At 33.2% G+C, this 20262-nt stretch carries 14 protein-coding genes; 6 read left to right on the forward strand and 8 right to left on the reverse strand.

Features of this window, described 5'->3' with window-relative positions; translation table 11 throughout:
• Both JE46_RS09275 and JE46_RS09280 read left to right on the forward strand, forming a co-directional pair.
• Nucleotides 1-1103, forward strand: a 1103-nt coding sequence (locus JE46_RS09275; RefSeq protein ID WP_031454996.1) for a T9SS sorting signal type C domain-containing protein, incomplete at its 5' end; no start/stop codon positions are given.
• A 188-nt stretch (nucleotides 1104-1291) separates the two neighbouring features.
• Entirely contained in the window at nucleotides 1292-5134 is a 3843-nt protein-coding gene (locus JE46_RS09280; protein ID WP_031454997.1) for a delta-60 repeat domain-containing protein, read from the forward strand.
• Here JE46_RS09280 and JE46_RS09285 read toward each other — a convergent pair.
• Nucleotides 5115-5996: a cupin-like domain-containing protein gene (locus JE46_RS09285; RefSeq protein WP_031454998.1), complete on the reverse strand. Its 882-nt coding sequence runs from the start codon at nucleotides 5994-5996 to the stop codon at nucleotides 5115-5117. The two genes, JE46_RS09280 and JE46_RS09285, sit on opposite strands and share 20 nt — an antisense overlap.
• A gap of 141 nt (nucleotides 5997-6137) precedes the next feature.
• Complete coding sequence (locus tag JE46_RS09290; protein ID WP_031454999.1) at nucleotides 6138-8525, reverse strand: outer membrane beta-barrel family protein; 2388 nt, start codon at nucleotides 8523-8525, stop codon at nucleotides 6138-6140.
• A 238-nt stretch (nucleotides 8526-8763) separates the two neighbouring features.
• Here JE46_RS09290 and JE46_RS09295 point away from each other — a divergent pair, with 238 nt between their 5' ends.
• Genes JE46_RS09295 through JE46_RS09305 form a run of 3 tightly spaced genes read left to right on the forward strand, consistent with a single transcriptional unit; the run spans nucleotide 8764 to nucleotide 11244 of the window.
• The gene (locus JE46_RS09295; protein WP_051872861.1) at nucleotides 8764-10125 is read left to right on the forward strand and encodes a sensor histidine kinase; all 1362 of its coding nucleotides are present in this window, start codon (nucleotides 8764-8766) and stop codon (nucleotides 10123-10125) included.
• Nucleotides 10125-10814 (forward strand): response regulator transcription factor, encoded by a 690-nt coding sequence (locus JE46_RS09300; RefSeq protein WP_031455001.1) that lies wholly within the window; start codon nucleotides 10125-10127, stop codon nucleotides 10812-10814. Before JE46_RS09295 ends, JE46_RS09300 begins: the two co-directional genes overlap by 1 nt.
• A 10-nt stretch (nucleotides 10815-10824) precedes the next feature.
• Nucleotides 10825-11244 carry a hypothetical protein gene (locus JE46_RS09305; protein WP_157505899.1) on the forward strand — a complete coding sequence of 140 codons (420 nt, stop codon included), beginning with the start codon at nucleotides 10825-10827 and terminating at the stop codon, nucleotides 11242-11244.
• Between the two features lie 61 nt (nucleotides 11245-11305).
• Here JE46_RS09305 and bioB read toward each other — a convergent pair whose 3' ends face one another.
• The 3 genes from bioB to JE46_RS09320 all read right to left on the reverse strand — a co-directional run bounded on the left by bioB (nucleotide 11306) and on the right by JE46_RS09320 (nucleotide 14137).
• Nucleotides 11306-12394, reverse strand: coding sequence for a biotin synthase BioB (gene bioB / locus JE46_RS09310; protein ID WP_031455003.1), 1089 nt, complete (start codon nucleotides 12392-12394; stop codon nucleotides 11306-11308).
• A 172-nt stretch (nucleotides 12395-12566) separates the two neighbouring features.
• Nucleotides 12567-13004 (reverse strand): hypothetical protein, encoded by a 438-nt coding sequence (locus tag JE46_RS09315; protein ID WP_031455004.1) that lies wholly within the window; start codon nucleotides 13002-13004, stop codon nucleotides 12567-12569.
• A gap of 203 nt (nucleotides 13005-13207) precedes the next feature.
• The gene (locus JE46_RS09320; protein ID WP_031455005.1) at nucleotides 13208-14137 is read right to left on the reverse strand and encodes a bifunctional riboflavin kinase/FAD synthetase; all 930 of its coding nucleotides are present in this window, start codon (nucleotides 14135-14137) and stop codon (nucleotides 13208-13210) included.
• A 197-nt stretch (nucleotides 14138-14334) separates the two neighbouring features.
• On the opposite strand from JE46_RS09320, the gene JE46_RS09325 reads away from it, so the two are divergent.
• Entirely contained in the window at nucleotides 14335-17004 is a 2670-nt protein-coding gene (locus JE46_RS09325; protein WP_031455006.1) for a zinc-dependent metalloprotease, read from the forward strand.
• Between the two features lie 4 nt (nucleotides 17005-17008).
• On the opposite strand, the gene JE46_RS09330 is transcribed toward JE46_RS09325, so the two are convergent.
• From JE46_RS09330 to JE46_RS09340, 3 genes are all read right to left on the reverse strand, one after another.
• Nucleotides 17009-17692: a ComF family protein gene (locus JE46_RS09330; protein ID WP_031455007.1), complete on the reverse strand. Its 684-nt coding sequence runs from the start codon at nucleotides 17690-17692 to the stop codon at nucleotides 17009-17011.
• Nucleotides 17693-18326: 634 nt separating this feature from the next.
• Nucleotides 18327-18986 carry a hypothetical protein gene (locus JE46_RS09335; RefSeq protein ID WP_157505900.1) on the reverse strand — a complete coding sequence of 220 codons (660 nt, stop codon included), beginning with the start codon at nucleotides 18984-18986 and terminating at the stop codon, nucleotides 18327-18329.
• Nucleotides 18987-18990: 4 nt separating this feature from the next.
• Nucleotides 18991-19692: a hypothetical protein gene (locus tag JE46_RS09340; RefSeq protein WP_031455009.1), complete on the reverse strand. Its 702-nt coding sequence runs from the start codon at nucleotides 19690-19692 to the stop codon at nucleotides 18991-18993.
• Nucleotides 19693-20262 lie beyond the last annotated feature (570 nt).

The following is a 20262-nucleotide window of genomic DNA, read 5'->3' on the forward strand; positions in this document are numbered from 1 at the left end:
TTAAAGGAGTGCCTAATAATGGGAATATTACCAGCAGTCAGGCTGTTACAGCAGGGAAATATTACCTGATCGGAAACCCATATCCTTCAGCACTTGATGCAAGGGAGTTTTTATATTCTAATGCCAATAACAATGCAGTTTTAAACGGGACTATCTACTTTTGGACACACAATACGGGTATTTCACCAAGTGGAGGCAAATATGTATATAGCTCTAATGATTATGCTTCGTTTAATGCAACAGGAGGTACGGCTACTACAGGAGCAAACAATGCCATTCCTTCAGGTTACATAGCAGCGGGACAATCGTTTATGGCAAGTGCAAAAGCAAATGGAACTGTTCAGTTTGATAATTCAATGCGTGTTGGGGGAGCTGATAATGCACAATTCTTCAAACCCGGTAAAAGTTCAAAATCAGCAGGATTCGAGAGTCATCGTTTATGGCTTAATATGACCAATTCAGAAGGAGCTTTTAAACAAACCCTTATTGGCTATGTTGAGGGTGCAACCAATAGTTATGATGTTAATTTTGACGGAGAGACTTTTGATGGCAACACGTATATCGATTTTTACAGTGTCAATACAACCAATAAGCTGACTATCCAGGGTCGTGCCTTGCCTTTTACCAATACAGATTTGGTTCCTTTAGGATATCGCTCTACCATTGCGGGTGACTTTACCATTTCAATTGATAAGGCCGATGGTAATTTAGCAACCCAAAGGGTTTACCTTGAAGATAAGCAAACCGGTACAATAAACGAATTAACAGCCGGTAATTATGTCTTTACCACAAAAGCGGGAACCTTCAATGATCGGTTTGTATTGCGTTATAGTTCCAATACATTGGGTACGGGCGATTTTGAAGTGGCAGATGATGCAGTTTGGGTTAAGATTGCCAACAAAACAGTTAGTGTAAATTCAACATCAGAAAACATAGATAAGGTATTTATCTATGATCTTTCAGGCAAACAACTGTATGTGAAAGAGGATGTAAATAATCTGCAGTTGCTTATTGAGAATCTGCGATCTGCCCAACAGGTTTTATTGGTAAAGGTAGTATTGGTTAATGGGTATGAGACAACAAAAAAAGTAATCTTTAAATAAAGCCGGTAAAGCGATTAATTAAAAATCCGATAGCGAAAGTTATCGGATTTTTTGGTTTTGAAAGAAAGTTTGATCATGTACATAAATCACTAAATGTGGGTATTGTGGCAAGTTAAGGATAAATATAAATTGCATGTAAATTCTTATTAATTGTAAAAAAAATATCCTCTAACTAAACTGTTTTTATTTTGAAATTAAAATTACATTATCTGCCTATAATCCTATTCTTCTTTTTATTAAATAATAGTAATGCCCAACAGGGAAAATTAGATACAACGTTTAACAGTTATGATAATGGAACCAACGGAGATGGGTTTGATAATGCCATAAGAACTACATCTATGCAAACGGATGGTAATTTAATTGTGGGAGGTGATTTTTTAAATTTTAATGGAAAATCACTTTCTTATTTAACACGATTAAAAACAGACGGGTCTGTAGATACCGATTTTGACACAGGTTCGGGCTTTAATGGGAAAATATATTCATCTTATATTCAGTCTGATGGAAAAATCATTATTGGAGGGAATTTTACCAGTTATAATGGAGAAAATGCAGGTAGATTGATTCGTTTAAATAGTGACGGTTCTTACGATACTACTTTTAATACATCATTAGGTGCAAGTTCAGGTATAATAAATCAGATTGTAACACAGTCAGATGGGAAAATTATTATTGTTGGAAGTTTTACAAAATATAATGGCATTACAGTAAACAGGATTGCCAGAATTTTGCCTGATGGAAATTTAGATGCCGGATTTTTAACCGGTTCCGGAGCTCCTTCAAATATCAATTGTGTTGAAATCCAGTCAGATGGTAAAATTATTTTAGCAGGCAATTTTATTAAGTTTAATGGTGTTGATGTGAACCGAATTACCCGTTTAAATCCTGATGGAAGTACAGATATTACTTTTAATGTTGGAAGTGGTTTTGATAACGATATTCATGCAATGTCTTTGCAGCCGAATGGTAAAATTATTCTGGGTGGAGAATTTACAGGTTATAACGGAAACACAGCAAACAGAATTATCCGATTACATCCGGATGGAACTCCAGATACGACTTTTTTGTCAGGAACAGGTTTGAATAATGGTATTGTATATGTTATAAAAACAGATACTTCAGGAAATATAATGTTGGGAGGTTCTTTTACAGATTTATATAATGGATTAGATGTAAACAGATTAATGCTCTTAAATCCTGACGGAATCATTAAACCTGATTTTGATATAGGCAATGGTCCAGGTTCTGCATCGGTATACAGTTTGGCTAATTCTTCTGAAGGAGGGTGGTATATCGGTGGTTCATTTTCAGTTTTTGATTCTCAAAATCAGGGTAAGTTAGCTAAAATTGATACAAACGGAATCCATGACATTAGTTATTTATCGGCAGGAGTTGGGTTTGATAATTCCGTTTTTAAAGTATTGCCATTATCAGATAACACAACAATGGTTTTTGGTAATTTTTCGAGATTTAACGGTCTTCCTTCTTCAAGAATTGCCCGCATTCTGCCAGATGGAAATTTGGATATTACCTTTAATTCTGCTCAGACAAATGCTAATAATAGTATAAAAACAGCAGCACAGCAATCAGATGGCAAAATAATCATCGGCGGAAATTTTACAAGTTACAACAGTACAACATCCAACCGTATTGCCCGCATTTTACCTGATGGAAGTTTAGACAACAGTTTTGTTTCCGGGATTGGTTTCAATGGTCAGGTAGTATCAGTAGCAATTCAATCAGATCAAAAAATATTGGTAGCGGGAAATTTCACGAAATACAACGGTGTTACATTTGGCCGGATCGTAAGACTTATGCCGGACGGAACAATTGATGGTAGCTTTAATACTGTTGTTGGTGCAAACGGAGCCATAGACGTAATATTAGTTCAGCCTGACGGAAAAATTATCTTAGGAGGAAGATTTGATATGTTTAACGGAACAGGATATTCCAGAATAGTACGATTAAATACTGATGGAAGTATAGACAGCAGTTTTTCTGTAGGTGCCGGATTCGATAAAAATGTATATGCACTTAATCTGCAGTCTGACGGTAAAATTATTGTAGGCGGCTCTTTCTTAAACTATAATGGTATTTCAAAAAGACGAATCCTGCGGCTCAATTCAAACGGAACGTTAGACACAACTTTTGATTCAGGAACTGGTTTTAGTAATGGTGATGTGCGAAGTATTTTGATACAGTCCGATGACAGAATTTTAGCAGGAGGAGCTTTTTCTGGAAATTATAACGGAATAGCTTCTTTACGCTTATTACGGTTATCTTCAAATGGTATTTATGACTCTTCATTTTCAGTAAGTCTTAATAGTACCTTATATACAATGGAAATTACCGCAGATAACAAACTGATAATTGGAGGGAACTTTAATTCGGTTTCAGGAGTTGCCAAACATCGGGTTGCTCGTTTAAAATTGTGCACTGATAGTTCAAGATGGAATGGTTCCTGGTCTAATGGATCTCCGTCTGAGGGAAAAGAACTAGTTTTTGAAGAAGATTATTTGTTTTCAGCTTCGGTAAATGCATGTAGCTGCAGTATCAATTCGGCTAAGACAGTGACAATTTCAAGTGGAAAAACTTTGGGATTGAGTTTCAATTATTCAGGAAACGGAATTTTAGTTTTAGAAGATACTGCTTCGTTGTATCAATCAGATGATGAAATGGTTAATACAGGAATTATTCATCTTAAGCGAAAAACGACTCCTATCCGAAAATTTGATTACACTTGTTGGTCTTCTCCTGTTGAAAATCATAGATTGATAGATGTTTCTCCGGCTACATTATCAGATAAATTTTTCTCTTTTGATGCTATTTTAAGAAAATGGGCAGGAGAAGTTCCGACAAACATAATGGCAGTCGGCAAAGGTTATATTATTCGGGGACCACAAAATTTCTCTTCTACAGTTCCTGAAAAATATGAAGCTATTTTTAAAGGTATACCGGTCAACGGAAAAGTTACAATTCCGCTTGGCACTCCCGGTAACTCAAATTTAATTGGCAATCCATATCCTTCTGCAATTAATGCAGATTCTTTTTTAATAGATAATGCAGAAAATATAGAAGGATCACTTTATTTCTGGACGCACAATACAGCGCTTACCAATAATAAATACAATACAAACGATTATGCGGTTTATAATTTATTGGGAGGTGTAGGGACAAGATCTTCGGTATCTTCGGGACAAAATGAAACTGAACCGGACGGTAAAATTGCTTCGGGACAATCTTTTTTTGTAACAGGCTTAGTTGAGGGAGAAAAAGTGAAATTTGATGATAACATGCGAATCATAGAACAAAATTCCTCTTTTTTTAAACCGGCTAAGACTATTGAAAAAAATAAAATAATAGAAAAAAACAGAATATGGCTCAATCTGACCAATGAAGAAAATTTTTTTAAACAGCTTTTAGTCGGTTATATTGAGGGTGCTACCAATAGTTATGATTTGTTTTTTGACGGAGAGTCTTTGGATGAAAATAGATATATTAATTTTTATAGCTATAACGAAGGTAAAAATTGGGTTATTCAGGGCAGACAATTTCCTTTTCATTCAGATGAAGTTACTTTGGGGTACAAAACAGAAATCAATGGAAATTTTACAATAAGTATTGATCATTTAGACGAAAGTTTTATTGGGCAATCAGTTTATCTGGAAGATAAAGAAAAAAAGATTCTGCATAATTTAAATGATGGATCCTATAGCTTTTCAACAGAAAAAGGAATTTTTAACAGTCGTTTTGTTTTAAAATTTTCAGATAACACATTGCAGACCAAGGAATTTTCGATAAATAAAAAAGGTCTCGTTATTTACCAAAAGAAAGGACAATTAGTTATAGAATCAGAAGACTCAAATATTCAAAAAATTGAGGCTTTTGATATTTCGGGTAAATTGATTTTAGAGCAAAATACCAATCAAAACATCATAATAATTTCTAATCTGAAGCCCAAAAATCAGACTCTGATTTTTAAAATTAAAACTGAAAATAAGCTGGAAACTAAAAAGATAATCTATTAATTTCATTACGCAAATTTTCATTTGTGTTTTGAATTGCCTTTTCATTTTTATAATCTATCCATTTTTGACCTTTGAATTTTCGCATCAAAATATCAAAATGGCGCATGATCAAAACATTGTAAGCCGCTTTTGATAAATGGGTAATGTTTTTAGGAAATGAGCGTAAACTCACAGAAAATCCTGGAGTTAAATATTTCATATAGTGCCAGTAACCTTCCGGCATATATAACATTTGACCATGTTTTAGATTTGTAATGTAACCTTCGGCATTTTTCAAAGCGGGAAATTTATCATAATCCGGATTGTCAAAATCAATGTCTTCTCTCGAAATTAAAGCGTGAGGAACTTTATACAAGTATTTTGACTGATCCGGAGGAAAAATCATGCACTGCTTTTCTCCATGAAAATGGAAATGCAGGATGTTAGAGTAATCAATGTCATAATGCATAAACACTTTAGAGTTTTCTCCGCCAAAAAACACCATAGGCAATTGTTTAACTAATTTTAGTCCAATATCAGGCCATAAAAAGTCATTTTTCAGAGCAGGTACATCTTTCATTAAGTTGTAAAGAAAAATTCGATAATTGGTAGGTTTTTCTTCCAGAAGATTAATGTAGTCACTCATTTTCATTGTGGTATGAGCTTCGTTAAATCCTTCTTCGTGATTAACGGGTCTGTCATCATACAAGGGTACGGTTTTGTCACCCGCTATTTCTTTAATATAGGACAATTTCCATTTATGGTAAGCAGGCCAGTCTTCTGTCAGTTCTTCAACAACAACCGGAATTTGTTTTTTTACATATTGGGAAATAAAATCAGATTTTGAGATTTTCTTAACCCTTTCGATTTGTTTTAGTTTCATCCTTTAAATAAAAAAATTACGTATAATATTGTTTATAAGCAATCTAAAAGTATTTATTGGGATGTATTAACTCTTTTAATTAAATTTTTAACTTGATTAAAACTTCAATACCTGCATATATATATATAGAAATTGTCTTAACTATAGTCTTTTTTGCTCTTCTGTTTGTTCTTTGTTTTTTTCGCTCAGTTTTTGATTTCCAATATTATATTTAAAACCTATTCTGAAATTTTGGCTATCGCTGTAATCAGTAAAATAATTATACTGATTTGCATATTTAGTGGTAACCGTTTGCTTCTCTCCGCGATAAACATCTGAAAAAATCGCAAAAAGCTCCCATTTGTCCTGAAATACCTTTTTTCGAAATGCAAAGTCTAAACTTGTAGATTGGCTAATAGTAAAAGTGCCCTGTACAGATCGGGAGTTGTAATAAAAATTGGCTTCGGCAGTAAAATCCTTTTTCTTGTTGAATGTAAATCGGTTATTAGTACTTCCGTTAAACTGCAAACGTTTGTTTTGGTACAATTTTTCATCAACTCCCAAAAAAGTATCCTGAGTATAATTGACCCCGGTTTGAATTCCGGATTCCCACCAGTCAAAGAAAACCAGATTGGCATTGAATTCTAATCCCAAAGCAGTATTTTTTTCAATGTTGGTAAGATGATAGACAACCGTAGTCGTTTCATAATCCTGATATGAGATTTCCATTGATGGATTTTTTTCGTGTCTGTAATACAAATCAAAATTGTATTTGTCTATTAAAGTATAAGTCAAGTTTAGGTTGTGAATGATGGTGGGCTGCAGTTTTGGATCCCCAACAAAATACGAATAGGAATTGTAGTAAGATCTAAATGGATTGAGCCAGCTGTATTGTGGTCGACTGATTCGTTTTCCGTACGAAAATCCAATTTGATGATTTTCATTTGCTTTGTAAAGCGCATAAAAAGTGGGGAAAAATTTAAAATATTTTTGCTGGTTTATTTCAGTTACCGTAACCGAATTGCCTTTTAGTTGGGTGTATTCTCCTCTTAATCCGGCTTTCAGTGTCCATTTTTGTATCTCTTTATTATAACTTGCATAACCTGCAAAAATAGATTCATCATATAAAAACTGGTTAGTTCTGGCTGTGTTTTCAATTAATTCGCCATTAATTTCATCTTTAAAAATAAGCTGGCTGTCTGCTTTTACTTTTCCAAATTTTATTCCCATTTCGATTCCGTTGTCTTCATTCGCATAATCTGATTGTGCGGAAAAAAGCTGAATTTTTTGCGTATTGTCGCTTACAAATCGAGTTTGTCGGTAAGGAGCACTGTCGGGTAATGAAAATGAAGAGAAAATATCCTGATTTTCATTGTAGTAGTAATGCGTATAATCTGAAGAAAAAGAAAGTTTCTCTTTCTCCTTAAATTTATGATCATAAGAGAAATTGTAATCATTATTTCGGGATGTTTTTTTTCTGTTGTTTTGTGTGACATACAGGGAATCCAGATTTCTGTTACGATCATAAATATAAGTGGGCACATTATAAAAACCATGAACATTTGGAGTCATAGAACCAGTGACGCCAAAAGATATTGTATTTGAATTGTCTATTTCATATTCTGAATCCAGACGAAATGAATTTTGTGATGCCGATTTGTTTTTTCTTCTCATGATGCTTTCCCAAATCGAGTTGGTTTCGCCTGAATTGTCCAAATAATGAATGAAATCTTCTCCTTCTCTCACATAAGTACCCGATCCAAAAGTATAACGCCCCGACAGTGAAAGTTTTTCTCCTTTGTAAATATGGCTTGTAGAAATATTTCCTTTTGCATAAATAGATTGTGTGTAAGAACCGCTCACCGTTCCTTTATAACCTAATTTTACATTTTTTTTCAACTTGATATTTAAAACGACTGCTCCTTGTGCTTCATATTTAGCAGGGGGATTTGTAATCACTTCAATTGATTTGACATCTTCACCGTTTGTGTTTTCTAAAAATTGCTTTAATTCATCACCTGTTAAATAGACTTTTTTGTCATTAATAGTGACCAGAATACTGTTGCTTCCGCGAACAGTCAGATTACCGCTGCTCATGGTAGTCACGCCTGGTGTTTTGCCCAGAATTTCCCAGGCATTATTAGTAGAAAGTGAAGAGTTTTCTACAGTAAATTCTATTCGATCAATTTTTCTTTTTAGAATTGGTTTTGATGTCGTAATGGTAACATCATTTAGTATTTCTGCATTTTGTTCCAGTAGAATAGGTGATAGCTGGAGATCTGATTGTACATCAATATTGAGATGTTTTTCAGAATATCCATAAGAGCTGATTTTCAAAATGTATTTTTCTTTTTCAACATTTATTATTTCAAAAAAACCTTTTTCATCTGTTTGAGTACTTTTATAAAATACAGAATCTTTTTGTTTTAATAAGGAAACAGAGGTAAATTCTACCGTATTATTCTTAGAGTCCAAAATAGTTCCTGAAATTTTGTGTTGTCCAATTCCGATGAGTGGAAGTAATACGATTAAAAAAATATAATGTTTCATGGTGTGATGATTTGTTAGGAGCAAATCTCTGAAACCTCTCTGGAGTATTGGGTTAATGTACGGTTAATGATGGGTTAAAGGGTTTTGTGTAGTTTAGTTTCGAAAAAACTGAAATAAGCTGAACTCCAGATTTTTAAGACATTCATTTCAGCATTCGGTTAATAAAGGGTTAATCGGTTGTTTATTAAAAGCCGTAAAGAATTATTAAGGTAAATTTGTTTTTGTTAATAGTTACATCATGCAAAACAAAAAGAAAATTGCGTATTTAATCGGGGCATGTATTTTTACGGTAATCGCATTGGCGGCTATTCAGGGTTATTTTATATACAATACTTATAAACTAACCGAAAGGGAAGTAAACACCAAAATCAGAAAGCAAATAACCGAGTTGGAAGACCATCCTGAATTCGATGCCATAAAAGACAGCTGGATGGAGCAAACCGGGAAATTATCCGAAGGATATGTTTATAAAAAAATAGCAAAAAAAGAATATTTAAGACTTATTCAGAAGAATCAGGATTCCCTTTCCGATGCTATGAAACGATATATGGAAAAGTCTAAAAAACCGGGAGATTTTGAAATTGGTTACAGCGATTATTTAACGTCTCTGGTCATTATAAACAACAATAAAACGGATTCGGTTTACAATGGCAAATTGTTGATTTTTGATAACAAAGTAAAAAGTAACAATGAAATTTCTTCTTCAACCGGAAAGTGGCAAAACACTAATGAATCAGAATCTGATAACCCAGGTTCTGTAAAAAGTAAATATGTGCTATCGTTAAAAACAGAACAATATTACAGTTTTGCAAGCTGGCAAAAAACGATTTTGGGTCAAATGGCAGGGTTGTTATTGTTTTCTGTGGTCTTAATGTTTTTTGTAGTGTATCTGTATTATCTCTCCATTAAAAATTTAATTAACCAAAAACGAATTGCCGATATAAAAACAGATTTTGTAAACAACATTACACATGAATTTCAGACTCCTTTGTCAACAATGGATATTGCAATCAAGACATTACAGCGAAAGGAAGATCAAATGTCGAAAGAAGAATACAAAACAACTTTATCGTTATTGGAAAGACAGAACAACAGGCTTCAGAAATTGTTTCAGCAGGTTGCGAATGTTTCAGTTAATCCAGTCGCTGACAGAAGTTCTTCCATTGAAATAAGTTGTAAGGAAATTAAAGAAATAATAGATGATTTCAGACTTTCTAAACCTGATATTTTAATTTCCTGTCAGCAAATCAAAGAAATGATCACTTTAAAAATAGATCGTTTTCATCTCAATACAATTTTGATTAATTTTTTGGATAATGCTGTAAAGTATGGTGCTACGGAAATAAATATTGAACTAAACAGTATTGACAATAAATTTTTACTCAGTATAAAAGACAACGGAAAAGGGATTTCTCCAAAAGAACACATAGCTATTTTTGATAAGTTTTACAGAGTAGAAAAAGGAAATCTTCATGATACCAAAGGTCTCGGTTTGGGATTGTTTTATGTAAAACAATTGGTTGAAGCATATCGTGGAGACATAAAAGTAACCAGTGAAGAAAATAAAGGAGCTCTGTTTTTAATATCAATTCCGTTATGATGAAACATATTTTATTAGTAGAAGATGATTTTGATTACGCTTCAGTTTTAAAACAATATCTGGAGTTTTCAGGTTTTAAAGTATCCTGGAAAAAAAACGGTAAAGAAGCTTTGGAGTCTCTTCGCGTGACGAAACCTGATATATGTATTTTGGATGTAATGATGCCGCAAATGGATGGTTTTACTTTAGCCGAAAAGATAGTGGATCAATTTCCGGAAACGCCATTTGTTTTTTTAACGGCAAAATCATTGCAGCAAGACAAAATCAAAGGATTGAAATTGGGAGCCGATGATTATATCGTAAAACCTTTTGAAGTAGAAGAATTAATTCTAAGAATAGGTAATATTTTAAAACGTTCTCAAAAAAATGAAGAAAAAGTTGTTTTACAACAGACCTTCACAATTGGTAGTTACACCTTTGATTATGAAAACTACTTACTCAAACACCAGACAATCACACACCGGATTACTGAAAAAGAAGCACAATTGATTGTTTTTTTGCACACAAACAGAAATAAACTCATTAAAAGAGAAGAAATTTTAAGGGAAATCTGGGGGAACGAAGATTTTTTTTCAGGCAGAAGCATGGATGTTTTTATCAGCCGGTTACGGAAATATTTTAAAGAAGATTCAACTATAAGTATTTTGAGTGTGAGAGGGTTGGGTTTTGAGTTTAAGATTAACAATTAAATCAAAGATTATGAAAATTATTATAGTACTTATTTTTACGGCTATTAGTTTTTTAGCCAATTGCCAAAGTAAACCGACAGTACCAAATCTCCCAAAAATTAATAAATCAGAAACAAAAACCAAGAGCTCCAGTTCATCTGTTTCAGTTCAGAATTCAGATTCATCTTATAGTTTTAAAGCCACTTTTGATTCTGATAAAAATGATAAAGTAAAAAGAATGTTAATGGATCATCTGGATGAAAAATACCTGATTGCTAAAGGAGAAGTTTTGATTTGGAAAAAAATGGATGCAGATGAAATTGTCTATAGCGTCACTTTTAAAAACGGGAGTTTAAGAATGCATGTTGACAAAGAATTAAGTTCCGGAAATGCGGTTAGGGAATTTGAAAAACTCGGAAATAAACTAAGAGAAACGATTTCAAATGATTAAAATAAAAAATGCTTTTGACAAGAATAAAAAGCATTTTTTATTTATGTGTTGAGAAAAAAACTTAAACTTTTAGTTTTCCCGAAGCTTCAACGTTTCTTTCAATAGTATGCCCTGGTCTTGACCATTTTGGTTTTTCACCTAACGGTGCAAATTGAGAATCTGCTGCCTCAACCGTTTTAGGCTGTGATACTTTTGTAAAAGGTTTTTGCGGATTCAATCCTAGCATTTCGAACATTTTCATGTCTTCGTGTACATCCGGGTTTGGAGTTGTAAGCAATTTGTCTCCTGCAAAAATAGAATTGGCTCCTGCAAAAAAGCACATTGCCTGGCCTTCACGGCTCATATTGGTTCTTCCTGCAGATAAACGTACTTGTGTATCCGGCATTACAATTCTGGTAGTAGCTACCATACGAATCATCTCCCAGATTTCAACCGGTTTTTCATCTTCCATAGGAGTTCCTTCAACAGCAACCAAAGCATTGATTGGCACAGATTCAGGCTGTGGGTTTAAAGTAGAAAGCGCAACAAGCATTCCAGCTCTGTCTTCGATGCTTTCTCCCATTCCGATAATTCCACCGCTGCAAACCGTAACATTGGTTTTACGAACATTTTCGATAGTATTTAAACGGTCTTCAAAAGCACGCGTAGAAATAACATCTTTATAATAATCTTCAGAAGTATCTAAGTTATGGTTGTAAGCATACAATCCGGCTTCAGCCAGACGCTGCGCCTGATTTTCGGTAATCATACCCAAAGTACAGCAAACCTCCATATCCAGTTTGTTTATGGTACGAACCATTTCTAAAACCTGATCGAATTCTTCACCATCTTTCACGTTTCTCCAGGCAGCTCCCATGCAAACGCGTGATGATCCGCTTGATTTGGCACGCAAAGCCTGAGCTTTTACCTGACTTACACTCATTAAATCATTTCCTTCAACGCCTGTATTGTAACGGGCAGCCTGTGGGCAATAACCACAGTCCTCAGGACATCCTCCGGTTTTGATAGATAGTAATGTTGATACCTGAACTACGTTCGGATCATGTTTTTGTCTGTGAATGGTTGCTGCTTCATACAGCAAGTCCATCATAGGTTTATTATATATGGCGATTATTTCGTCTTTGGTCCAGTTGTGTTTTGTAATGCTCATTGCTACATTGTTTTTGAAGCTTCAAAAGTAGTTAAATTGTTCTAATCAACCAATGCTGATTTCTGTAAATGAATATTTGACAGTTATTTTCAAAAAAGAAACACCCTAAAATCATAGAATTGTACTTTTTTATGATTTTAGAGTGCTTAATGGCTCCTTTTATTTTCAAAAATTAATCGGCTACGTATTTGTTATTCCAGTATAACATCATCATCAAAGTAACAATTACAGAAGATGCTAGTCCTTCAAACAATAAACAAATACAATAAGTAGGTACCGAAGGGTTTCCTCCAAACATAAAAGTTTGTGATAAAGTTTCTACATAAGCGTCTCCGCCTCGTGCATAACTGTAAACCAGTAATCCAAAAACGCTCATCGATACTCCAACCACAGAGGTTGCCATAGCCGAAACAGCATTGGATACAAAATTAGTTTCTCCTTCGTGAAGGTTCATTTGCATGGTTCTGTTTACGCCATAAAAGATAAAAAATACATTCAGAGTACGTAAATAAAACAAATCTGCTAAGCCTAAAACATTCATGAGTAAAAAATAAATGCCTATTCCGAGGAATATTAAAGCCCCATTGGTTATTTCTTTAGGTAATTTCATGGTGGTTATTTTTAAAGAAGTTAATAGTAAATATTTGATAAACAGTAAAGTGTATTAAATTTACTAAAAATATAAATACGATGATTTAAAAATAACGAAAAGTATTTTTTTGAATTTTCTGTATTTAGCAGAACAATTTATGAATGGTTGTAAAAGAGGCTTTAAATGTTCTTGATTTATATTTAACTATTTGAAAAAACAGGCTATAAATTTTCTACAAATTCCAATGCAGTTTTTTTGTCGAGATTCAATTGCTCTTTCAACAAATCAACCGAGCCAAATTTTTGTTCTTCGCGAAGATATTTTAACAATGAAATTTGAAGCTTTTCGCCATAAATAGCTTTATCGAAATCGAAAAGATTTACTTCAATTGTTTGTTTTTGCCCATTTACAGTTGGATTGAAACCAATATTCATCATTCCGAAAACTTCTTTTTGATCAATAACAGTCTTTACAACATAAACACCATTTTTTGGAATCAGCTTGTAATCTTCTTCAATTTGAATGTTTGCCGTTGGGAAACCAATCGTTCTTCCCAATTGTTTTCCTTTTACCACTTCGCCGGTTAAAAAATAGGAGTATCCCAAATATTCATTGGCCAGAGCCATATTGCCATCCAGTAATGCTTTTCTGATTTTGGTTGAACTTACCGAAACATCCTGAATTTCCTGAGCAGAAATTTGTTCCACCTCAAAACCGTACTGAGCTCCAAAAGCAATTAAATTGTCAATATTAGCGGTTCTGTTTCGTCCAAAACGATGATCATAACCGATGATTATTTTTTGAATACGAAATTGGTCTACTAAAATAGTGCTTACAAATTCTTCAGCAGTTAATCTGGAAAAACTTTCGTCAAAAGGATGAATTACAAGATTTTCGATTCCTGTTTCTTTTAGAAGTCTCGATTTTTCAGAAATAGTATTTAAAAGTTTTATTTCTGATTTTTCCTGTAAAACCATTCTGGGATGCGGGAAAAATGTCAGGACAAGACTTTCATATTTTCCGTTTTCAGTGTTTTGAGTAATTCTTTCCAGAATTTTTTTATGGCCAATGTGTACACCATCAAAAGTGCCAAGAGTTAAAATTGTTTTCTTGGTCGAGTGGAAATCGGTTATAGAATGAAAGAGCTTCAAAACAAATTATTTAAGATGCTGCAAATTTATACTATCTATTTGAAATCTGATAGTAACCAGAAATGATTTTTTGAATTGATTCGGCTTGTTTTTGTGAAAAAGACCCAATTCGTCGATGTGAAATAAATATCTGTCGATAATAGATAAGATTCTGACTTAATTAATTTAATTTTGATTTCTTTAATAACTTTTTGATTATGAAAAAACAACTATCTTGTTTGCTGTTTATTTTTTGTAGTATTACTATTCACGCTCAGACAAATATGCTTTGGGAGAAAGTTAATTCAGTTTCAGCTAAAAAAACAGATAATACTTCTTATCAGAATAAATTATATTATAAACTCAACATAAGCTTTCTGTCACAAAAGCTAGAAACCACTACGAATAAATCTTCAAAAAATGCAAATTCTGAGATCACTATCCCAAATGCAGATGGTGTTTTAGAACGCTTTATGGTTTGGGAGTCTTCTAATTTTGATCCTGTATTGCAGGCAAAATATCCAGATATAAGAGCTTACGAAGGAGCCGGATTAGATGATAAAACAGCAAAAATCCATTTTAGTGTGTCGCCAATAGGAGTTCAGACAATGGTACTTCGACCAGACAAGGCATCTGAATTTATAGAGCAAAATCCAGAAAATAAATCAGAATATGTTTTGTTTACATCAAAAAATAAGGATACTTCAAAATCGCTTATTTGTAAAACAAAAGAAGGAAATACCAACCGCATTTCTGCAAAAACTGCAAAAACAGCCTCTAATAATAAAGTATTCAAAACCCTTCGACTGGCACTATCATGTACATGGGAATATGCTGCTTTTTTTGGAGGGACAAAAGCTGGGGCATTAGCCGGGATGAATGCCACTATGACAAGGGTTAATGCGGTTTTTAATAATGATTTGGCTGTAAAATTAATGATAATAGCGAATAATGAAGATGTTATTTATATCGATTCATCAGACCCTTATTCTCCAGCTGCAGCAGGTGCTAATGGAGCTTGGAACGTTGAGGTTCAAAAGACATTAACAAATGTTATTGGAAGCAATAATTATGATATTGGGCATTTATTTGGACGTTCAGGCGGTGGAGGAGATGCCGGATGTATTGGCTGTGTGTGCCAGGATCCTGTTTCATTGACTGATGAAAATGCAAAAGGGAGTGCTTTTTCATCTCCTTCAAATGCAATTCCACAAGGAGATACATTTGATATCGATTATGTAGCGCATGAAATGGGACATCAGTTAGGGGCAACCCATACTTTTTCTTACTCAATTGAAGGAACGGGGACAAATGTTGAGCCAGGCAGCGGCTCTACCATTATGGCGTATGCCGGAGTTACTGAGGATTATGATGTTCAAAGTAGTTCTGATGACTATTTTGCCTATGCCAGTATCCTGCAAATCCAGGATAATCTTGCTACCAAGACATGTCCCATAAGTACACCTGTAATTAATAATAATCCTCCAATTATAGCTGCCGGACAAGATTACACGATTCCATTGAGTACACCGTTTATTTTAACCGGAACAGGTTCTGATCCTGAGGGCGATAGCGTTACTTATTGTTGGGAGCAAAATGACAGTGCTACGACAGCATCCGGAGATAATAGTATTGCCAAACCAACAAAAACAGATGGGCCATTGTTTCGTTCTCTTCCGCCAACCAGCTCAGCCGTTCGATATATGCCGAGTTTAAGCACGGTTCTACAAAATAAATTAACTACAAGATGGGAGTCTGTTTCATCTGTAGGAAGAAATCTGAATTTTTCTTTAACAGGAAGGGATAATGCTGCTTTAGCACCACCTCAGACTTATACAGATAATATGATTGTTACAGTTAACCCAACGATTGGGCCATTTGCAGTAACATCCCAAAATACAAGTGATATTGGATGGCAAAAAGGTTCTTTTCAGCCTGTCACTTGGAATGTTAACAGTACTAATACGTTGTCAGGCTCTGCAAATGTAAATATTAAATTGTCTATTGATGGAGGATTGACTTATCCAATTGTTTTGGCAGCTAATACTCCAAATGATGGTTCACAGACAATTACTGTTCCATCAGACATTACCGCTACAAATTGCAGAATTTTAATTGAGCCAACAGGTAATATTTATTATGCAATAAATACAACTCCCTTTGCATTAGGTTATACATCAGCAACTACTTGCAATTCTTATAATTTTGCTACTTCGTCTTTTAATATTCCTTTTGGGACAACTTTTACAACAAAAGCAGTAGTAGTACCAGCTTCATCAGGAATAGTTTCAGATGTAAATGTTGCAATAAACGTAACACATGCTCGTTTTTCAGATTTAGAAATTCAAATAGAGAATCCACAGGGAACAGTAGTGAAATTGTTTGATAAAGAATGTGCTTCCACTAATTCAACTTTAATACTTGGATATGATGATTCCGGAGCCAGTTTAGATTGTTCTCAAACAACGAGTCAGATTGTTTTACCGGCTGAATCATTAAGTGTTTTTAATGGGCAGAATCCACAAGGGACCTGGATTTTCAAAGTTCGTGATGCTGTTTCAGGAAGTTTCGGAACTATAAATTCAGCATCAGTAAATATTTGCACACAAACATTTACTTTAGACACATCTGAATTTGAAAAGACAGATTTTGCATTATATCCTAATCCAAACCAGGGTAATTTTACGATTGAATTTGATTGTGATTCTACTAAGGTCGTAGATGTAACTGTTCATAACATATTGGGTGAAAAAGTCTATAATAAAACGTTTGATGAAACAACTTATTTTTATCAGAATATTCAATTGCAAAATACTGTAGCAGGTTTATATTTGGTAACAGTAACAAATGGAGATAAAAAAATTGTTAAAAAGATAATCGTAAACTAAAAATTTACGAATTTGCCATCGCCATACAAACAATACTAATTTTTACTCCCGGAATTTTGAGCAAAGCTCTTGAGCAGGCTTCAAGTGTAGCACCTGTAGTAAGAACATCGTCAACGAGTAAAAAATGCTTGTTGCGATTTTGTTCTGAATAATTTACATCAAATACATTTTCTATCCCTTCTGACCGACCCAGTAGATTTTTTTTGGATTGTGTTTTAGAATATTTCTTGCGAAACAAAATGCTATCATCATAGCCTATATTCAGCCCTTTAGCCAAAGCATTTCCAAAAGTGGTTACCTGATTGTAACCCCGTTCTCTGAATTTCTTTTGATGCAAAGGAACTGGGATTACAGCACTAAAAGGAGTTTTGAGTTGTATGTTTTTTAAGTCTTCAACATACCAGTTTCCCAGAACTGTTCCAATTTCTTCATTTCCTTTGTATTTCAAATTATGGATCAGTTCCTGAACCATACCTTTTTTGTTAAAATATAAAAATGCGGATGCATGTTCTATTTCAATTTTACCATAAAATTTCTTGACCGCTTCATTATTTGAGTCCAAATAATATTGTGTGAGAGGCATTTCATGGCGGCAGTTAGTACACAAAACGATTTCATTAGTCATTAAAAGAGAATGACATCCTGCACAAACTTTAGGGAAAAAAAGATTAATAAGGTAATTAAGCACAGTTGAATGATTTAGTTAAAAAACAGGAATGCTATCATTTAAAGTCAGAGTGTTATTATAGCGATAAAATACTATTGCCTTTTGAATAAATATAATTAAAATATTAATTTTAATCAAAATATTTTTACAAGAAATGATTATTATTTTATAAGAACGTATCTAAAAACTTACTTCAAGTCAAAATTTATATGAAAAATATTTATAGGAGGAATTTCCAGATTTTGGGGTAATTGTTTTTTTTTTAAATGTACGAATTGCAATAGAATTCTATTTCGGATCAAATGTTATAGTATTAAGACCTATCATATTTGTCTTGGGGTAGATGAAAGATTTTAGGTTTGAAATTTATAATTTAAAAGGTTCTTCAACGTATTTTACTAATAAAAATATCAAAGTTTTCAGAGTAGCTTTGGGATTAGATATTCTTAATATTTTAAAAAAGATGAGCAATACTGCTCATCTTTAAATTATTTTCCACTAATATTTACTCTATCTGACATTTTAGAAATGTAAAATCTCATATCACTAAAGCTGAAACAATGTTAAAAAGGTGAATAATTTTGTTCACCTTTTTAATTTATTTTAGTTTCATGAATTGTTTAAAAACCTTTTAAATGACAATGTTTTTTTTAGATCATTGAAACTTATTCATTGCGCTTAATATTTCGTGGCTTTTAAGTGGTATAAATTTTTTTGTATAAATAAAAGATCCTTTATTCTCAGGATAAGTAATTATCATTTTGATGACTTCTGCTTTAAACTTGTCTTCAATCCCGGCAAACAAGACCAGCGGTTTATTCTCTGTCACATTCTGGCGTAGAAATATCTCATACCTCTCACCGGTTTTACTATTAGATATAACTTTTTTGATTTTTTCCCCATTGTAAATGGTGTCTTTCATTTTATAATTTTCATTTTCAAGCCATTTATTGTGAAAATTAAATCCTAAGTCTTTCTTTGCAAGCTGTATCCATGGAATATTTTTAGGATCTTTTTCTAGATTTTTTCCAATATCCTTATATTGTCTTTTTTTGAAGTCAATAAAATAATATGTGTCAACAGATTCTTTTACCTTACTTTTATCATCAACAATAAATTCATCTAATCTCATTATTTTTTCAACAGCCAATTCCTTGTCAACAAAAATGCTGTCGTCGGGAAATTTGAAAGATTGAGCTCCTTGGCTTACAAGAGAGATCACATATACACCTTTTGTGTTTTCTCTGCTACGGCGATTCACAAAAAAAAGTACTAGGAGAATAACTGACACGATAGAGCAAGAAAATAATTTCATAGTATTAGTAATTTGTATATGCACCATTAGTATTTATCATCATGCTTACATTTACGTATTTGTTTGTACCATATTGAAATGATGATCCGTTCGGTATGCTTATGCGTCCGTTTACAAAAAAATAGGCACCCTCACTGCCTGCTACTACATTATGGTTGGTTTCTGTCCAGCTCAGTGGTCCTGAATTACCGCTCATATAACTAAAGCCGTGATATACACTTTTTATGCTGTACAACGTAAGATATTGTGTACTTGGACCAAGATTATAAACTTCAAAGTTTTCAAGCGAATACACACTAAACAATCCATTAATGTTGTATAGCATCGTCCATTGGAACTTCACTCTTGTAACGCTGGTCTGCCAATCTGATAATTCTACACTTGCGCCAAAATCAGCACTGTTTGTTGGAAACGGCGCAATTTGCATATAATCGCTCATTGTGTAGTCAGCCGTTTTAGCACTATTTTTAGAATTTACTATCGGCTCCTTTTTCGAAATATCTTCCCCCTTCAAATATTTGGAATCTTCAGGTTTTTCATCCAGATATTTCACAATTTTTTTCACCTCAGAAAGACTTAAAGTGCTTTTGTCAGGAACTTTCATAAGCCTGATAGCTTCAGCTTCTGCGGATTTGTTAGATTGCTCCCCGTCACTTGTGCAGGATAAAAGCATACCTAAAATAAAAATAGAAATAATTTTCTTCATAGTTTTTAAATTAATTGGTTATTCAATAATTACACGATTTAATTTGTAAGTAAAAGTCTAATAACATCAAAAAGGGTGGAAATATTTTTGTTAAAAAAAACATAATTTTATAATTTTTTATCTAATTATTTGTTTCCCAGTGAGTTGTTAGAATTATAATTTTAGCACTTTAGAATAAGTCAATATCAGATTGAAATTAAGAGATTCTTGGGGTACTGCTTTTACCGGAAGATAAATTTTAAGGCTACTTAAATAAAAATAAATATCTTAGAATTATAAAAAAACGAATTACAGTACTGAATTTAAATCATTAGTTGTCGATTAAGTTACCAGCGACAAATGTATTCTGGTAGAGCGTATTTAAATGAAGTAACAAGGACGAGTCAAAAACTCATTCGCGCACAAATATCTGGATATATTGTATGATGATTTGAATAAAAAAGATAAAGCCTGTTAATAATAATTAATTTTGAAAAGAAGTAATATTCGCGTAACAAGTGGAATAATTTCATTTATATTCGCCAAAAAATGTATTTAGTAATAAAAAACTTCAAATAAAAGTTTCAATCT

Origin of the sequence: Flavobacterium chungangense LMG 26729, from assembly GCF_000735715.2 — a bacterium.
Taxonomy (GTDB): domain Bacteria; phylum Bacteroidota; class Bacteroidia; order Flavobacteriales; family Flavobacteriaceae; genus Flavobacterium; species Flavobacterium chungangense.